Annotated in this window: 20 protein-coding genes; 12 read left to right on the forward strand and 8 right to left on the reverse strand. The window is 42.5% G+C overall.

The window, feature by feature from the left end; translation table 11 throughout:
- Together PN447_RS02360 and PN447_RS02365 are read left to right on the forward strand one after the other, a co-directional pair.
- Window positions 1-334, forward strand: a 334-nt coding sequence (locus PN447_RS02360; RefSeq protein WP_271760507.1) for a sensor histidine kinase, incomplete at its 5' end; no start/stop codon positions are given.
- Window positions 331-720 (forward strand): response regulator, encoded by a 390-nt coding sequence (locus tag PN447_RS02365; RefSeq protein ID WP_271760509.1) that lies wholly within the window; start codon window positions 331-333, stop codon window positions 718-720. The genes PN447_RS02360 and PN447_RS02365, both read left to right, overlap by 4 nt.
- Window positions 721-834: 114 nt before the next feature.
- Here the strand turns inward: PN447_RS02365 and folB are convergent, their stop codons facing one another.
- Entirely contained in the window at window positions 835-1194 is a 360-nt protein-coding gene (folB, locus tag PN447_RS02370) for a dihydroneopterin aldolase (protein ID WP_271760510.1), read from the reverse strand.
- Between the two features lie 95 nt (window positions 1195-1289).
- On the opposite strand from folB, the gene menD reads away from it, so the two are divergent.
- Window positions 1290-3050 (forward strand): 2-succinyl-5-enolpyruvyl-6-hydroxy-3-cyclohexene-1-carboxylic-acid synthase, encoded by a 1761-nt coding sequence (menD, locus tag PN447_RS02375; RefSeq protein WP_271760512.1) that lies wholly within the window; start codon window positions 1290-1292, stop codon window positions 3048-3050.
- 89 nt (window positions 3051-3139) lie between these two features.
- Window positions 3140-3973, forward strand: a complete 834-nt coding sequence (gene menB, locus PN447_RS02380) for a 1,4-dihydroxy-2-naphthoyl-CoA synthase (RefSeq protein WP_271733586.1) — start codon at window positions 3140-3142, stop codon at window positions 3971-3973.
- A gap of 29 nt (window positions 3974-4002) precedes the next feature.
- Here the strand turns inward: menB and PN447_RS02385 are convergent, their stop codons facing one another.
- Complete coding sequence (locus PN447_RS02385; RefSeq protein ID WP_271760514.1) at window positions 4003-4317, reverse strand: hypothetical protein; 315 nt, start codon at window positions 4315-4317, stop codon at window positions 4003-4005.
- Window positions 4318-4680: 363 nt separating this feature from the next.
- Entirely contained in the window at window positions 4681-5223 is a 543-nt protein-coding gene (locus PN447_RS02390; RefSeq protein ID WP_271760516.1) for a DUF721 domain-containing protein, read from the reverse strand.
- 227 nt (window positions 5224-5450) lie between these two features.
- On the opposite strand from PN447_RS02390, the gene PN447_RS02395 reads away from it, so the two are divergent.
- The 6 genes from PN447_RS02395 (at window position 5451) to PN447_RS02420 (ending at window position 11388) form a co-directional block, all read left to right on the forward strand.
- Complete coding sequence (locus PN447_RS02395) at window positions 5451-6140, forward strand: PspA/IM30 family protein (RefSeq protein ID WP_271760517.1); 690 nt, start codon at window positions 5451-5453, stop codon at window positions 6138-6140.
- Window positions 6141-6301: 161 nt separating this feature from the next.
- Window positions 6302-7084, forward strand: coding sequence for a PspA/IM30 family protein (locus PN447_RS02400; RefSeq protein WP_271760519.1), 783 nt, complete (start codon window positions 6302-6304; stop codon window positions 7082-7084).
- A 169-nt stretch (window positions 7085-7253) separates the two neighbouring features.
- Complete coding sequence (locus PN447_RS02405) at window positions 7254-7589, forward strand: thioredoxin family protein (RefSeq protein ID WP_271760521.1); 336 nt, start codon at window positions 7254-7256, stop codon at window positions 7587-7589.
- A gap of 44 nt (window positions 7590-7633) precedes the next feature.
- Window positions 7634-8818, forward strand: a complete 1185-nt coding sequence (locus PN447_RS02410) for an LL-diaminopimelate aminotransferase (protein ID WP_271760530.1) — start codon at window positions 7634-7636, stop codon at window positions 8816-8818.
- A gap of 46 nt (window positions 8819-8864) precedes the next feature.
- A complete protein-coding gene (uvrC, locus tag PN447_RS02415; protein WP_271760522.1) occupies window positions 8865-10751 on the forward strand; it encodes an excinuclease ABC subunit UvrC in 1887 nt (628 codons plus the stop codon).
- Between the two features lie 436 nt (window positions 10752-11187).
- Window positions 11188-11388: a replication restart DNA helicase PriA gene (locus tag PN447_RS02420; protein ID WP_271733594.1), complete on the forward strand. Its 201-nt coding sequence runs from the start codon at window positions 11188-11190 to the stop codon at window positions 11386-11388.
- A 4-nt stretch (window positions 11389-11392) separates the two neighbouring features.
- On the opposite strand, the gene rlmN is transcribed toward PN447_RS02420, so the two are convergent.
- A complete protein-coding gene (gene rlmN / locus PN447_RS02425) occupies window positions 11393-12451 on the reverse strand; it encodes a 23S rRNA (adenine(2503)-C(2))-methyltransferase RlmN (protein WP_271760524.1) in 1059 nt (352 codons plus the stop codon).
- A 518-nt stretch (window positions 12452-12969) separates the two neighbouring features.
- Complete coding sequence (locus PN447_RS02430; RefSeq protein ID WP_271760526.1) at window positions 12970-13278, reverse strand: TIGR03792 family protein; 309 nt, start codon at window positions 13276-13278, stop codon at window positions 12970-12972.
- Window positions 13279-13418: 140 nt separating this feature from the next.
- On the opposite strand from PN447_RS02430, the gene PN447_RS02435 reads away from it, so the two are divergent.
- The gene (locus PN447_RS02435; RefSeq protein ID WP_271733597.1) at window positions 13419-13742 is read left to right on the forward strand and encodes a phasin family protein; all 324 of its coding nucleotides are present in this window, start codon (window positions 13419-13421) and stop codon (window positions 13740-13742) included.
- 63 nt (window positions 13743-13805) lie between these two features.
- Entirely contained in the window at window positions 13806-14327 is a 522-nt protein-coding gene (locus PN447_RS02440; protein WP_271760527.1) for an FKBP-type peptidyl-prolyl cis-trans isomerase, read from the forward strand.
- 213 nt (window positions 14328-14540) lie between these two features.
- On the opposite strand, the gene dnaB is transcribed toward PN447_RS02440, so the two are convergent.
- The 3 genes from dnaB to PN447_RS02455 all read right to left on the reverse strand — a co-directional run bounded on the left by dnaB (window position 14541) and on the right by PN447_RS02455 (window position 17097).
- A complete protein-coding gene (gene dnaB, locus PN447_RS02445; protein ID WP_271733600.1) occupies window positions 14541-15896 on the reverse strand; it encodes a replicative DNA helicase in 1356 nt (451 codons plus the stop codon).
- Window positions 15897-15995: 99 nt separating this feature from the next.
- Entirely contained in the window at window positions 15996-16454 is a 459-nt protein-coding gene (rplI, locus tag PN447_RS02450) for a 50S ribosomal protein L9 (RefSeq protein ID WP_271760528.1), read from the reverse strand.
- 196 nt (window positions 16455-16650) lie between these two features.
- Window positions 16651-17097 (reverse strand): adenine deaminase C-terminal domain-containing protein, encoded by a 447-nt coding sequence (locus tag PN447_RS02455; protein ID WP_271760532.1) that lies wholly within the window; start codon window positions 17095-17097, stop codon window positions 16651-16653.
- Between the last annotated feature and the right edge of the window lie 147 nt (window positions 17098-17244).

Consider the following 17244-nt stretch of genomic DNA (forward strand, 5'->3'; position numbering starts at 1 on the left):
AGCCATTCTGCAAACCTTAACGAATTTATTAGGGAATGCCATTAAGTTTTCCCGACCTGGTGGTACTGTGGAATTGTCAGTAAGTATGAGTGAGGAAGATATTCTGTTTACCATCACAGATCAAGGTAAAGGTATTCCCCCAGAAAAATTAGAAGCGATCTTCGGGAGGTTTCAACAAGTTGATGTATCCGACGCTCGCCAAAAAGGTGGTACAGGTTTGGGTCTGGCAATTTGTAGAAGCATTGTTGAAGAACATCAGGGTAAAATTTGGGCAGAAAGTGTACTGAATAGTGGTAGTACATTTTACTTTACTATACCGATAAAATATCTATGACAAAAAAAATTTTGATTGTCGATGATGAAAAAGATATTTGTGCTGTTTTACGAGTATCTTTAGAAAAGTTTGCCCTTTGGCAAGCAATTGTAGCCACATCCGGAAAAGAAGCTATACTCAAAGCTAAATTAGAATCCCCCGATGCAATTTTATTAGATGTATCTATGCCAGATATGGATGGTTTTCAAGTCTGGGAAAAGTTACAAGCTGATGCTGCTACCCAATTGATACCAGTTATTTTAGTAACTGCAAAGGTATTGTCAAAAGATCGGAAGCATTTTAGCACAATGGGTGTTGCTGGAGTGATTACCAAACCTTTTAACCCCGTGACGATTTGGGAGGAAATCGTCAGAATAATATCTGAACATGATCTGAAAAGGCAATAAAATCTCTGAATTCATACAAGCTGCTATATTGATGCTGCCAAGGAAATCCTAAACATCAATACTTATGATCCCAGTATGGTATTTTTTTACCCCAAGAGATGCAGTGGTGAGCATTTACCTGGTTTTAGTCATTTCAACACTAATTCTGCCACCAAAATCAGGAATAGGCGCGGCGGGTTTACTGAGAATCACTTGCACTTTTGTGACGCGATCGCACTTTTCCAGCATAGAATCAGCGATCACACTTACTAATTTTTCTACTAAAGCAAACTTAGCTGTTTTTACCAGATGTTGTATGGAACTAATGACAGCGCGATAATCTATAGTATCTTCAATGGCATCAGTCTTAGCAACGGTGGACATATCTAACCATAACTTCACATCCACCTCAAACCACTGTCCTAATACCTGTTCTTCTGGTAGATATCCAGTGTAACCATAGCAGCGAATATTAGTTAAATGAATGCAATCCATAAGACCTTGAGAGTAAATTTGACATTTAGCGGAGACTGGAAAAGTTCAACTTTCCCAGAGAAATTTGCCAGAGAATTTCAAATGATAGGATGGCTATGCTTGATTTAACACCAGCCTATCAGAATGTTAATCAACTTTGGGCTTACATATTGACCGAAACACTCAAACGCTTGGGGTTGAACTGCGTAGTCATTTGTCCTGGTTCCCGTTCTACACCTTTAGTAGTCGCCTTTGTCCAGCAAATACCTGGTATTGAAGCCATTTCTATTCTTGATGAGCGTTCAGCCGCTTTTTTCGCCTTGGGAAGAGCCAAAGCCACCGGAGTTCCTGTAGTATTGCTTTGCACATCTGGAACCGCAGGAGCGAATTTTTACCCCGCAATCATTGAGGCCCAAGAAAGTCGTGTACCATTGTTAGTGTTAACCAGCGATCGACCACAAGAATTAAGAAATTGTCATTCTGGGCAAACCATAGACCAAGTAAAATTATATAGTAATTACCCAAACTGGCAAGCAGAGTTAGCTATACCCTCCCCAGACTTGAAAATGCTCGGTTATCTCCGACAAACCGTCATTCATGCTTGGGAGCGCTGTCAAATTCCCACACAGGGGCCAGTTCATTTAAATATTCCCTTCCGTGACCCCCTCGCACCGATTCCCGATGGAACTGACTTGAGGAATTTACAGTCAAACTTACACCCAGAAACATTTTTTGCAGGTATAGGAAAGACTAACCTGATTCCCCACTCCCCATTCCCCATTCCCCAACAGTGGTTACAATCTGAACGCGGGATCATCATCGCCGGTGTTGCTCAACCCCAAAAAGCCGAGAAATATTGTCAAGCGATCGCCCATCTTTCCCAAACACTCAACTGGCCTGTTTTAGCTGAGGGACTTTCCCCACTCAGAAATTATGCTAGCCTCAACCCATACTTAATTTCCACCTATGACATCATTTTACGTAATCAGAAACTTGCCCAAGAATTAACCCCAGAAATAGTAATTCAAATTGGCGAAATGCCTACCAGTAAAGAACTACGTCACTGGCTATCTACGACCCAACCCCAATACTGGATAATTGATAGTAGTTATCAAGACCTAGACCCTTTACATGGAAAAACCACACACTTAAGGATATCTGTAGAAAATATATATGACCGGGGAGCAGTGAATAGTCACCCAGGGATTTATTTACAAAAATGGTGTTATCTAGAAATACAATTACGAAAAAATATTGATGAAATATTTGCGAATATAGACGAAATAATTGAAAGTAAAATCTCGTGGGTAATTTCGCAAAATCTCCCCCCAGTAACACCCTTATTTATTTCTAATAGTATGCCGGTCAGGGATGTAGAATATTTCTGGAAACCGAATAATTTAGGTGTGCAACCTTATTTTAACCGAGGTGCAAATGGCATTGATGGCATACTATCCACAGCATTAGGAATTGCACACCATCAGCAAAGTAGTGTGCTGTTAACAGGGGACTTGGCCTTATTACATGATACCAACGGATTTTTAATTAAAAACAAATTCCTAGGACATTTGACCATTGTGTTAATTAATAACAATGGTGGGGGTATTTTTGAAATGTTACCCATAGCCAAATTTGACCCACCATTTGAAGAATTTTTTGCCACTCCCCAGAATATAGATTTTGCTCGGTTATGTGCTACATACAATGTAACCCATGAGTTGATTAGTTCTTGGGAACAGTTACAAGAGAAATTGTCTGTTTTACCAAATAAGGGAATTAGAGTTTTAGAAGTCAGGACAAATAGAAAATTAGATGCTCAGTGGAGAAAAGAAAGTTTAGAGAAATTAGCGCTAGATATTGCAGTGCATCTCTTGTAGGGTAAACTAGCAGCGGGCAATATGCCCACACCACAAGATCCAAAAGTTACTCACATAAAATTCTCAATTCTCATCTTACTATATACATCATGCACATTAACTGGCAAATAGCCAAAAACTACGAAGACATACTGTATCACAAAACCGATGGCATTGCTAAAATTACCATTAACCGTCCCCATAAACGCAATGCCTTCCGTCCCAAAACCGTCTTTGAACTGTATGACGCTTTCTGTGATGCCCGAGAAGATACTAGTATAGGCGTAGTTCTATTTACTGGTGCGGGACCACACACGGATGGTAAATACGCTTTCTGTTCTGGGGGAGATCAAAGTGTCCGAGGACAGGCCGGTTATGTTGACGATGCTGGGATCCCCCGCTTAAACGTCTTAGACTTGCAGCGCCTGATTCGTTCTATGCCAAAAGTGGTAATTGCTTTAGTAGCCGGTTATGCTGTGGGTGGTGGACACGTGCTGCACTTGATTTGTGACCTCACCATTGCCGCGGATAATGCTATTTTTGGACAGACTGGCCCTAAAGTAGGCAGTTTTGACGGTGGTTTTGGTGCTAGTTATCTCGCCCGTATTGTGGGACAAAAAAAAGCACGGGAAATTTGGTTTTTATGCCGCCAATATAATGCACAACAAGCTCTAGATATGGGTTTAATTAATTGTATTGTCCCAGTAGAACAACTAGAAGCTGAAGGTATTCAATGGGCGCAAGAAATTTTAGAAAAAAGTCCGATTGCAATTCGGTGTCTAAAAGCAGCATTCAATGCTGATTGTGACGGACAAGCTGGTTTACAAGAACTGGCCGGAAACGCCACTTTACTGTATTACATGACAGAAGAGGGTTCTGAGGGAAAACAAGCCTTTTTAGAAAAACGTCCCCCGAATTTTCGCACCTTTCCTTGGCTACCTTAAAATGTCGATACTTAATCGCTAGATAAATACTATATTTGCACCATCTGACTCTTAGCCTCCTGGGAAGTGTAGGTAGTTATTTCCTCTACAGGGGCAATAATAGTATTCTCTGGATGTGTAGCCAGAGTTGGTGAAGAACCTAAAACTCTTGTTGCATCTGGTAAACCCCAAGCATCTTCCAACGTTTCCCAAGAAGGTGCAAAAGGTGGAAGCGCCAAAGAGCAAGCTTTCCAACTTGCTTGTACGGGGCTTCCTAACTTCTGACACATTCCGCCTCGGCGACCTTCTGGCTGGTAATGACGACAATATCTACAGGCAGATGTCAAGGATTTAATGGGTTTCATTGGGGTTCATCTTTAAATGCAATTTATGATTAATTTCTATTGTTCTTATATTGTGCCTTTATATATAAATAGGTAATATCACCAAAAAGTCATTATTTTACCTAGGTTTCAGCGATCCCCACCCGGGGATCAACTTTACGATCTCTTTATATTCTTGTTATATATGTAAATGATCACAGGAGTGGCTACACGCTTATTTAAGACTAAAAACCGCTAGGGATCAAAGATAAAGTTAGCATCATGGATTTAAATTAAATCCTAAATTGATGAATCGGGTAGGGTCGGTGTCATGAAATCTCCCAGTTTATTCAGGATAAAGGCAGACTTTAAAATAAACTCATATAGTTATTAACTCATAAAGATTTAAAACTGCTTGGAAACACAAACACAACACATACCCCAACGCTGGAGTTCACCGGGTGGGGTGGGAGATTGACACTGTGGACAAAGGGGTAAGCCATGCGATCGCCCTTGCATTCTTTTAGCCCAGGATGCAAAAGCCATCTTGGGATTCTCAATAGTGGGTGTAGTCTCACTCGGTGAAGTACTGACATCACCCAGATAACTGGGATGCTCCTGTGGGATAATGCTTATGGGCTGTAAGTAATCTGGAAGAGGCTGCCAATCTTTAGTGGAAAAGCGAATATCTACCAACGGCTCAGACAAATTTTGATTTAACTTTAAAAGCACAGCGGTGCGTCCAAATGTCATGTTCTGCGCCCAAGCAGCGCTAGAAGTTGCTACGAATAAAACATGACGCTGAATTGATAACGGACGCGTATGGGTAGCAGCCACTTTTCCCACAATATCTGGCCATAACTCTAGCAAGCGCTGCAAGGGTTGCTCTTGCCATTTGGCTTGTTGTTTTAGACCATCTAAAATATGATTAACTGACTTAAACGACATCTTGAGAGATTGAAATTTTTTCAGACCTATTTAAAATTGTGGCAGACAAATATTTCAGCTAAAACACACCAGGTTTAAATATTCCCCCAGGAAGGTAAAAGTCTAGGATAGGATGAAGACAATATTTATTCGGCTGAGTCCATGGGTATTGGATATTGCATTCTTTTTGCCTAGTACTTAGTTTCCATTCCACGGCACTGTGGACAAAACATCAATGGAGAGTCAACATGGAAATTATCAAGCGTATCCTGCGGATAATTCGCGCTAATATCAATAGCTTGCTAGGTAGTGCCGAAGATCCAGAGAAAATTCTGGAACAAGCCGTCATGGAGATGCAGGACAACTTGGTGCGATTACGACAAGGAGTCGCACAGGCGATCGCCACTCAAAAACGCACCGAAAGACAGGCCGCTGGCGCACAATCAACATCAGAAGAATGGTATCGCCGCGCTCAATTAGCACTACAACAAGGAAATGAACTTTTAGCACGGGAAGCTTTAACTAAACGCAAAGCTTATCAAGAAACGGCTACGGCTCTATCTACTCAAATAGAGCAGCAAAATGACATAGTAGCTAGACTAAAAAAGGATATGCGATCGCTAGAGTTAAAAATCAGCGAGGCGAAAACCAAAAAAGATATGTATATAGCTCGCGCCCGTTCCGCTGAGGCTGCTGTGCGACTCCAGGATATGCTCGATACTACCTCCCCTACCAGTAGTCTCAATGCCTTTGAGCGCATGGAAGATAAAGTTTTGCAAATTGAAGCCCAATCAGAAGCCATGGCGCAACTGGGTACTGACGACTTACAAAAACAATTCGACTCCCTAGAAGCTGCTAGTGACATCGACAGGGAATTAGCAGCCCTCAAAGGTCAGGTGTTCAATCAACAGCAATTACCTGAGAGTCAAGACCGCTAAACATTGGGCAATGAGCACATTTAGGATATATCTTAAAAAATAACGGGCGTCGGGAGGTAGGGAACCAAGCCGGAAAAATTACATTGAAATAGACAGCTACTAAAATAGTAAAAAAGAAAACTTAATCACAAAACGCGTCCACTGCCAAAGGAAAAAAAATTATGGGATTATTTGATCGGATTAAACGAGTAGTCAGTTCTAACCTCAACGACTTGGTGAATAAAGCTGAAGACCCAGAAAAAATGCTAGAACAAGCTATCCTGGAAATGCAGCAAGACTTGGTACAGTTGCGTCAAGGTGTAGCTCAGGCGATCGCTGCTCAAAAACGCACTCAGACACAGTACAATGAGTCCCAAAATGAAATCAACAAGTGGCAACGCAATGCTCAACTAGCCCTGCAAAAGGGCGATGAAAACCTAGCACGACAAGCTCTGGAACGTAAAAAGAGTTTTAGTGATACCAGTCTGGCTCTCAAAACTAGCTTAGATCAGCAAACCACTCAAACTGAAACCCTCAAGCGCAACTTAATGCAGCTAGAAAGCAAGATTTCTGAAGCCAAAACCAAAAAAGAAATGCTCAAAGCTCGCATTACCTCTGCCAAAGCCCAAGAGCAACTCGAAGGTATGGTGCGGGGGATGAGTACCAGCAGCGCCATGGCTGCATTTGAGCGCATGGAAGAAAAGGTCTTGATGCAAGAAGCTCGCGCCCAAGCCGGAGCGGAGTTGGCTGGTGCGGATTTAGAAACCCAATTTGCCCAGTTGGAAAGTAGCGATGTTGATGATGAGTTAGCAGCATTAAAGCGACAAATGCTACCACCTGCGGCAGCACCCAACCAACCACAAATATCACCAAAACAAGACAGCAGCACCGCCAAATCTAATGATGTTGTTGATGCCGACTTAGAAGCCCTGAAAAGGCAATTAGATGAAATAGATAAAATCTAAGGCATATTTCCTTACTAGTACGTAATTCCCACAACCTAAGTTGTGGGATGTTACATGAGCATTCAACTATTTTTCGCTTCTAATCACCATCATTAATAACAGTATCCAGCACTTTTAAGATAAAGTATTGTGTGTGAACTTTGATTAATGTCACTTAATGGAGACTGTCATGAGTGAAGGCGTAATCACCATAACTGATAATGAATTTGAATCAGAAGTATTGCAGTCCGAGCAACCTGTGTTAGTTTACTTTTGGGCTTCCTGGTGTGGCCCATGTAAATTGATGTCGCCCTTAATTAACCTTGCGGCTACCAAATACAGCGATCGCCTGAAAATAGTTAAAATGGAGGTCGATCCTAACCCCACCACCGTGAAAAACTACCAAGTAGAAGGTGTACCAGCCTTTAGACTCGTTCAGGGAGAAAAGCTATTAGCATCCACAGAAGGAGCGATTGGCAAAGACAGATTACTTCAGTTTTTAGATGAACACTTAAGTAATAATTAGTCTAGGGGCAGTAGCTAACTAATGACTAAGGACTAATGACTAATATGCAGTTTGCTAACCGTTTACAACCCCTGCAATCCAATGTATTTGCTGATATGGACAAAGCGAAAGCTGTGGCTTTATCAGCAGGAAGGCAGTTAATTGACCTGTCCTTAGGATCTTCGGACTTGCCAGCTCAACCCCACGTAATTGAAGCCATAGCCAAATCTCTCCCTGACCCGAGTACCCACGGTTACTTATTGTTTCACGGCACTCAAGGATTTCGCCAAGCAGCTGCTCACTGGTATCAAGAAAAATTTGGTATCAAAGTCGACCCAGAGACAGAGGTGCTGCCCCTCATTGGTTCCCAGGAAGGTACAGCCCATCTACCCTTAGCAGTCCTGAATCCAGGGGATTTCGCCTTATTATTAGATCCGGGCTACCCATCCCACGCGGGGGGAGTACATTTAGCTAGTGGTCAAATATACCCAATGCCACTAAGGGCAGAAAACAATTTCTTGCCGGTATTTGCGGAGATTCCAGCAAATGTTTTGGCCCAATCCCGGATGATGGTATTGAGCTATCCTCATAATCCTACGACCGCCATCGCTCCTTTATCTTTCTTCCAAGAGGCTGTGGTTTTCTGTCAGGAACATAATTTGGTTCTAGTTCACGATTTCCCCTATGTGGATTTGGTATTTGGGGAAACTGACAATGTACCTTCTGTGCTGCAAGCTGACCCAGATAAAAGTGTCTCTATTGAATTTTTTACCCTTTCTAAGTCCTATAATATGGGGGGCTTCCGTATAGGCTACGCCATCGGTAATCCCCACTTAATTCAGGCTTTACGCCAAGTCAAAGCAGCCATTGATTTTAATCAGTATCGCGGTATTTTGAATGGTGCGATCGCCGCCCTTACAGGACCTCAAGGGGGAGTCACAGATGCTGTTAATACCTTCGCTAAACGTCGGGATGCGTTTATCACCGCTTTACACCGTATCGGTTGGCCAGTACCCACCCCCGCAGCGACAATGTACATCTGGGCTAAGTTACCCTCCCCTTGGGATCAAAATTCTGTGGAATTCTGCACTGAGTTAGTCAAACAAACTGGTGTAGCAGCTTCTCCGGGTGCTGGTTTTGGCAAATCTGGAGAAGGATATGTCCGCTTTGCTTTGGTACATGAACCACCGTTACTGGAAACCGCTGTGGAGAGAATTGCTAAATTTCTTCAAACTTCACACCCAGCATAAACTTAAAATAAAGTTAGGTATATTCTCAAATTACCTAACTTGAACCGTGAATGTATCTGATAAAACACTACCACTGATTAAAGAGCCTGAACGTTTATCAGCCCGTCTTGGGGAAATCCCCGCGGAACCGGGTGTTTATTTGATGCGCGACCGGAGCGATCGCATTATCTATATAGGGAAATCACGGAAATTGCGATCGCGTGTTCGTTCCTACTTTCGCGAGGGAAATCACAAAAGTCATCGTACAGCTACCATGGTTCAGCAGGTGACGGAGATTGAATTTATTGTCACCGATACCGAAGCCGAAGCATTAGCCCTAGAAGCCAACTTAATTAAGCAGCATCAGCCATATTTTAACGTTTTACTCAAAGATGACAAAAAATATCCCTATATCTGTATTACTTGGTCAGAAGACTATCCCCGGATTTTCATCACTCGCAAACGTCAACTAGGTAACGCTCAAGATAAGTTTTACGGTCCTTATACAGATACAGGTTTATTACGAGAAATATTAAGCATATCTAAACGCATTTTTGCACTGCGACAACGACGCCAACCACTGTTTAAAGACCGTCCTTGCTTGAATTATGACCTAGGGCGATGTCCGGGTGTATGTCAACAGTTAATTTCCCCCGCAGAATACCGCAAAACTGTAGAAAAGGTGGCGATGATCTTCCAAGGAAGAACCCAGGAATTGATTGATATTCTCACAGCACAAATGCAAACCGCAGCTGAAGCCTTAAACTTTGAATTAGCGGCGCGGATTCGTGATCAAATATCCGGGTTAAAATCCTTAACCGCTGATCAAAAGGTTTCCTTACCAGATGATACAGTTTCACGGGATGCTTTAGCACTGGCAACTGACAAAGAACACGCTTGTATTCAATTATTTCAGATTCGTGCCGGGAAACTCGTAGGACGGTTGGCATTTGTCGCCAATAGTCATGCTGAACCGGGAGCGATTTTACAGCGAGTTTTAGAAGAGCATTATCAACCTGCTGATGCGGTGGAAATTCCCACAGAGATTTTAGTACAGCACGAGTTACCAGATGGGGAAATATTGGCGGATATCTTGACTCAACGCAAGGGGAGAAAAGTCACAATTTCAGTACCCCAGCGCCAAACTAAGGCAGAATTAATTGAGATGGTCCAGCGCAATGCTGAGTATGAATTACAGAGAATGCAGAAGTTAGGCGATCGCAACCATGAAGCCATGGCAGATTTAGCCGCTATTCTTAATTTACCAGATTTACCCCACCGCATGGAAGGTTATGATATTTCTCACATTCAGGGGTCTAATGCTGTGGGTTCCCAAGTTGTGTTTATTGATGGGTTACCTGGTAAACAGCACTATCGCCACTACAAAATCAAAAACCCCACGGTGACAACTGGACATTCAGATGATTTTGCCAGTTTAGCTGAAGTTATCCACAGGCGATTTCGTCAGTATAGCGCCGACCCACAATTACCCAGGGTGGGTAATCCCGATTGGCCTGATTTAATTATGATTGATGGCGGTAAAGGTCAGTTATCGGCGGTGGTGGCTGTTCTGCGGGAAATGAATTTATTAGCAGACTTGCGGGTTGTCAGTTTGGCCAAGCAACGAGAAGAGATTTTTTTACCCGCAGAGTCTCAACCTTTAGAAACTGACGCGGAACAACCAGGAATAAAGTTATTGCGCCGGTTAAGAGATGAAGCCCATCGTTTTGCTGTGAGTTTTCATCGTCAACAACGTAGTGAGCAATTTAAGCGATCGCGTTTAGATGAGATTCCCGGGTTAGGACATCATCGACAACAGCAGCTTTTAGGACATTTCCGCTCCGTTGATTACATCCGACAAGCCACACCTGCACAACTAGCTGAGGTTCCAGGGATTGGACCGAGGTTAGCCCAAGCAATTTACAATTATTTCCATCCCCATCACAATAATTAACAATTATTAACCTGCTGGAATTCCTAGCAGGATTTAAATGATCTCTTCAATATCTCTTCAATTTTTACATCAAACCTTAACTAAATCTTAAAAGAGAAATTTTGTTACAGAGGATACAGTAATTTATCACTGTTACTTTTTCAATACAATAAAGGCTGTTAAAACATATCAGTCGCACTATAAAACCAAGCTCTCTCAAACGATTAATCATAGGGATCACTCATTTTCTAACAAATCTATAAGTGAAAATTTGATTTCTATATCTAAAGTAAGATGGTAATTTTGTAAAAATAGGATAGCATACAGAGACAATAAAAACCTCAATTTCAAACTTTCAGGAAAAGCATCAACCAATATCAAAGTTTCTTATTGCTGCATATAAATTTAAAATTCTTGCCTTCTCAATTAATAAATAGTTACAACCAGGGGTTTAAAAATGAATACAGTCCAAAAAGTTCACTGCCCAAATTGCGGCAGTGATGCGGAAAGACACTATATTACTGATAGTCACTTAACCAGGACACAATGCCCAAGTTGCGATTACTTGATGATCAGTTGCACCTTGACCGGGAAAGTAATTGAGGCTTATGCACCTGGTATTTCTGTCACAAAACAATTGAGTGCTAAAGTTAGGTAAACACTTACTTACTAGCCCGGAGTTGTCCACAAGCAGCATCAGCTTCTAAACCACGAGAATAGCGGACACTCACAGCAATTTTTTGTTGTTTGAGAACGTTCACAAAGGCTTGAATGCGATCGCCTTTGGGGCGCTTGTAGTCAACTTCCTGGATGGGGTTGTAGGGAATCAAATTCACATGACTTTGGAATCCCCGCAGACATTTTGCTAGTTGTAAAGCGTGCTCTGGTAGGTCATTAAACCCAGCCAGGAGAATATATTCAAAAGATATACGTCTTCTCGTGATTTCCACATATTCCCGACATTCATCTAACAAGTCTTCTAGAGGATATGGTCGGGCGCTGGGAATGAGTTGTTCTCTAAGTGCTTGGTTGGGTGCGTGCAAACTCACAGCTAGAGTGACTTGTAAATTCTGTCGGGCAAATTGACGGATGCGATCGCGAATACCAACGGTAGAAACAGTCAGCGATCGCTGTCCAATACCCACGTCTTGATTTAAGCATCTTAAAGATGCTAAAACATTATCAGTATTTAATAACGGTTCACCCATCCCCATAAATACCACATGGCTAACCCGTTCCTGAAAATCTTCTTGCACCGTCAATACTTGATCGACGATTTCATGTATTTCTAAGTTGCGAGTGTAGCCACCCTTACCAGTAGCGCAGAAATCACAGGCCATGGGACAACCTACCTGAGTAGAAACACAAACTGTCAGCCGTTTTGCCGTGGGAATACCAACAGTTTCAATGATTTGATCATCTGCAAGTCGTAACAGATATTTTATGGTGCCATCCGGTGCAACAGCACGATGATGTATAGTTGAACGTCCAATGGGGATTTCTGCAAGTTCTGCACGCCACTGTTTAGGAAAGACAGAAATATCAGCTAGCGATCGCACACCCTGATGATAAATCGAATCGTGCAGCTGTTTACCTCGATAAGCTGGCTGTCCCTGCTGTTGTACCCACGCGCTTAACTCGGAAACAGAAGCACCTAGTAGGGGCGGAATTATTGCTGATTTAACTGAATTTACCTGAGAAACAAGAGGCGTAGCAGACATAAATAATCAAAAATTGATACTTGATTTCTATGCTACAACTTTCAAATCATTTTGGGCGTGCTTCTCTTGATGGGGGACAAATGAACCACAGCAAACTGGGAAAAATCATCTATACCACTACGCATACACGTTAGGACATCATAATTGTGGTTTTAAGGGAACACCGGAACAGGGAACACCGGAACAGGGAAATGTCCTAACACTTGTGGTTACTGCTATAGCGTTTCCACCTTTAGTGAGGAAACCAAATTAAATTATCTGTGTCCATCTGTGGTTAATTAACCCTTAAAAGTACCTACCAAACAGAGAACTGCTATATTTATCTAGTATTTATACTTAGAGGATGTTTGTCAAGTCATGATTAGTGTATCGAATATTCTTTTACCCCACCCTAACCCTCCCCTTGTAAGGGGAGGGGACTGGATTTGATTGTTTTTTGTGTGTTCCCTGTTCCCTGTTCCCTGTTCCGGTGTTCCCTAAGATAAAAATTACCTGTTGAAAACTTATCAAACATCCTCTTAGGTAACCAGAAATTTTTCCACTTGAAACTCTGCTGATTCGACAATTGGGTAGGTTTCGCCCATGGCTTGGGTAAATTTGGCTGCAATTATTTGTAAATCCTCTCCGGGTATGGCTTGCCACTGTTCTCTTGTTGCCCAACGAATAATTAAAATAAGTTCTGTGGGGTCATTGGGGTTAGTCCATACTTCTTTACCCAAAAATCCTGGATACTTAGCCAGGGTTGTTGTCCAAATTTCGCTATCCTTCTGGATGTAATTTGCTCGCGCTTCTCGGGTAACTTGAAATTTCAGGAGTTCTATCACCACACTATTTAATTTCCTTTCTGTTTTTCAGAATTTGCCAAAATAGAAATGTAGGCTAAAATCACAACTTTTCCAGCATAGCTTGATGACTAGACTCAACAGTCAAACTCAGCTAGCGGAGAATAAGGAACACCGAAGAAAGTATGGATAGTAATAATTGGTTGCAACAGTTAATGATGCTAGGTATTGGTACAACGTCTTTGGTAGCTGAAAAAATGCGCCAAGTCAGTGACGATTTGGTCAAGGACGGTAAACTCGATCCTGAGCAAGCTAAGGCCGTCATGGATGATATTGTACAGCAGTTAAGGTCAGACCAAGGAAACTGGGAAGAGCAAATGCAGCGACAAATGCGGAATGTTATGCAGGATTTCGGCGTTGCTCGTCAATCTGAGGTGGATGAATTACGGGGTAGAATTGACCGTTTAGAGCGTCAAGTGCGTGATTTAGAAAATAAGCTTTGGCGTTAAACTAAATTGTGTCCTCTTGATCATCTGAAAAATGTCAGGTTGCCTCATTAGGGAGAGCTAATTTTGAAATCAATTTTTCTCAGCGTGGGTTTCATGCTGGTTTGTGTTTTAGTTCTGGTATTAGCACAAGTTGGTAATAAAGTCAACTCTGCTGTTGCCGCTAATTTAACAGAAACTACACCAGCACCCACGAGTGTCACCAAAAACCAAACCTTGATTGCGAGTAATAGTATGTCTGATACCAGTGTTGTAACTAATCCATCTGGATTGAAATATGTGGAATTGGAAGAGGGAACTGGGGCGAGTCCTGAACGGGGACAAACCGTTGTAGTTCACTACACCGGTACTTTAGAAAATGGTAAGAAGTTTGATAGCTCACGCGATCGCAATAGTCCCTTCGAGTTTAAAATCGGTATCGGACAGGTGATCAAAGGTTGGGATGAAGGACTAAGTACCATGAAAGTAGGCGGTCGTCGTCAGTTAATCATTCCCGCGGAGTTAGGTTATGGTTCCCGTGGTGCTGGTGGTGTGATTCCACCCAACGCTACTTTGCTGTTTGACGTGGAATTACTGGGTATTAAGTAGGAAATATAGCAGTTATCTGTTTGGTGAGGTACTTTTAAGGGTTAATTAACCACAGATGGACACAGATAATTCGGGTTCCTCACTAAACCTGAAAACGCTATCAGGGAAGGGGATGGAAGTGTGGGAGCATTAAGCCTATTTCTTCTTTCCCCAATTCCCAATTCCCAATTCCCAATTCCCAATTCCCAATTCCCAATTAATTATTAATTATTACTAATAATGACCTTGTTTCGCTAAATTTTTAAACTTGGTAAACTGGGGATCAAATAAAAGTTTTATGGTTCCTGTCGGACCGTTACGGTGTTTCGCGATAATGATTTCTGCAATTCCTCGATCTGGACTGTCGGGATTATAATAATCATCGCGGTATAACATGACAACTAAATCCGCGTCTTGCTCAATACTGCCGCTTTCTCTCAAATCTGACAACATGGGGCGCTTATTGGTACGCGCTTCTACACCACGACTCAACTGAGATAAGGCAATTACTGGTACAGATAATTCCCTGGCTAAACCTTTGAGAGAACGAGTAATTCGGGATAGTTCTTGCACGCGGTTATCACCTGCACCCTCCATTAATTGCAAATAATCTATGACAATTAATCCTAATTCTGTTCCTTGTTCTGCTTGCAGTCGTCTGGACTGACTACGCATTTGGGTGATGGTAATATTAGCTGTATCATCAATAAAAAGGGGGAGGTCTGAAAGTTTATCAATGGCACGACTTAAAGGTTCCCATTGTGTTTGACTAATGCGTCCACTGCGCAGATAACCAGTTTCAATCCCCGCTTCACTGGCTAATAGTCTCTGTACTAGCTGTTCTTTGGACATTTCCAAGCTGAAAAAGGCAATTGGTAATTTATAACCAGCTGCAATGTTGTGAGCCAGATTCAAGCAAAATGCCGTTTTCCCCATTGATGGCCTACCGGCGATGATAATTAAATCAGAACGCTGAAAGCCAGTGGTCATGGAGTCTAAATCATAGAAACCACAAGGAATTCCCGGTAAGGCAATACCTTGGTGGCGAGTTTCAATATCTTGAAAGGTATTAATCAGAGTATCAGAAATGTGAGTTAGACCTAATTGGGGACGTTCTTGAGTAACACCAAAAACTTTTTGTTCTGCTTGGTCTAAAATTATCGGTAGTTCGCTTTCTGTCTCGTAACCAAGATGAACAATTTCGTTACCAGCTTTAATTAATTGCCGTCGCAGGTACTTTTCCATCACCAAACCGGCTAAGGCATCAATGTTAACAGCTGACACTGTGCGGTCTACGAGAGTAGCTAATTTATTTCTCCCACCAATGCGGGCGAGGAGATCGTGATCGGCTAACCAACTGGTAACTGAGAGTAAATCTGTGGGTTTACCTTGAGCATGAAGGCGCAGCGCCGCTTGATAGATATCTTTGTGGGCGCTGATATAAAAGGCTATGGGTAAGAGGCGATCGCTTACTCGCCCAATGGCTTCTGGATCTAGTAAAATTCCCCCCAAAATTGCTTCTTCTGCTTCAATATTTTGGGGTGGTAGGCGATCGCTACCATTACCTTGAAAACTCAGTTCTTCAGACATAAGCCATTTAAGAAAAGTTGGGACATCTTGTACAGACGCGATTATATGGCTGACGCACAGCGGTAGCTATCGCGTCTGTACTCCACACAACACCAAAATTTAACTGGCTACAACTTCAATATTGACCTGAGCGCTGACATCAGAATGTAGCTTGACTTCGGCCTGGTAAGTCCCAAGATGGTTAATATCGGGAATAGAAATACCACGGCGATCAACTTCTTCACCGGTAGCTGTTTTGATCGCTTCTGCTACGTCTTGGGTAGTTACTGTCCCGAAAATCGCTTCGTTTTCACCCAGGGGTTTAGCAATTTGCAAGCTAGCAATTTTTTCTAAAGCTGCTTTTCGCTCTAAAGCTTGTTGACGCAGTTCTAATTGGCGTTGACGCTCTTTCTCCCGACGGCGTTCTACTTGTTTGAGGATACCAGGAGTGGCATGGGTTGCCAACTTTTGGGGAATGAGATAGTTACGAGCATAGCCGGGAGCTACGTCCACTAAGTCGCCGGATTTTCCCAGCTTGCTAATATCTTGATTTAAAACTAACTGTACACGTTTGGCCATCGTTTTTGTTTTTCAGTGTAAAATTTGATTAACTTGGGTTTTAGCGGCATCATCTGTTGATTAACCCCAGTAGCTTCGCTTATACCCTAAAGCTTACAGATCCTAGCGAATCCTAGGGTGCGATCGCAACTATTTATTGATCAATTATCTCAATCAGGATTCACCCCCAGGCGCAAAGGCGCAAATGTCATATTTGCTATACCCAAAGTGAGACAAATTCAAAGTTGTTGCTGCTAAATAAGCCTTGGTCACTGAGTTTTAAGTCAGGAATTACCAGCAGCGCCATAAAGCCCAGGGTCATGAAAGGTGCAGAAAGGTTGGAACCTAGATCTTTTGCCAAAGTATCCAGTTGTGCATACTCCTCGGCTACGCTGTAACCATCACCAGCACTCATCAATCCAGCCACCGGTAGGGGAAGCACTTTGACGGTTTTACCTTCAACCACAGCAATACCTCCTTGGGCTTGAATGACTGCATTCACTGCCCTAGAGATTTCCTCATCCGTTGTACCCACCGCTACTATATTATGAGAATCATGGGCAACACTGGAGGCGATCGCTCCTCGTTGTAGTCCAAAATTGTGGATCAGACCCATAGCAGGTGGTCTGTTTTGATAACGATTGACTACGGCGATCTTGAGGATGTCATTCTGCTATATAAAACCTAGACAAAGCTAGACTTTACTTTCTACTTCAAAGGGGGCATGGGAGCGGTTATCCCTCAGTAGACTTGCACGCCTTAGCCAGACGCGATTGTGTTCCAATTAAGTTTCTGAAAAAGACTACCACCA

This window comes from Anabaena sp. CS-542/02 (genome assembly GCF_028331085.1).
GTDB lineage: Bacteria > Cyanobacteriota > Cyanobacteriia > Cyanobacteriales > Nostocaceae > Anabaenopsis > Anabaenopsis arnoldii.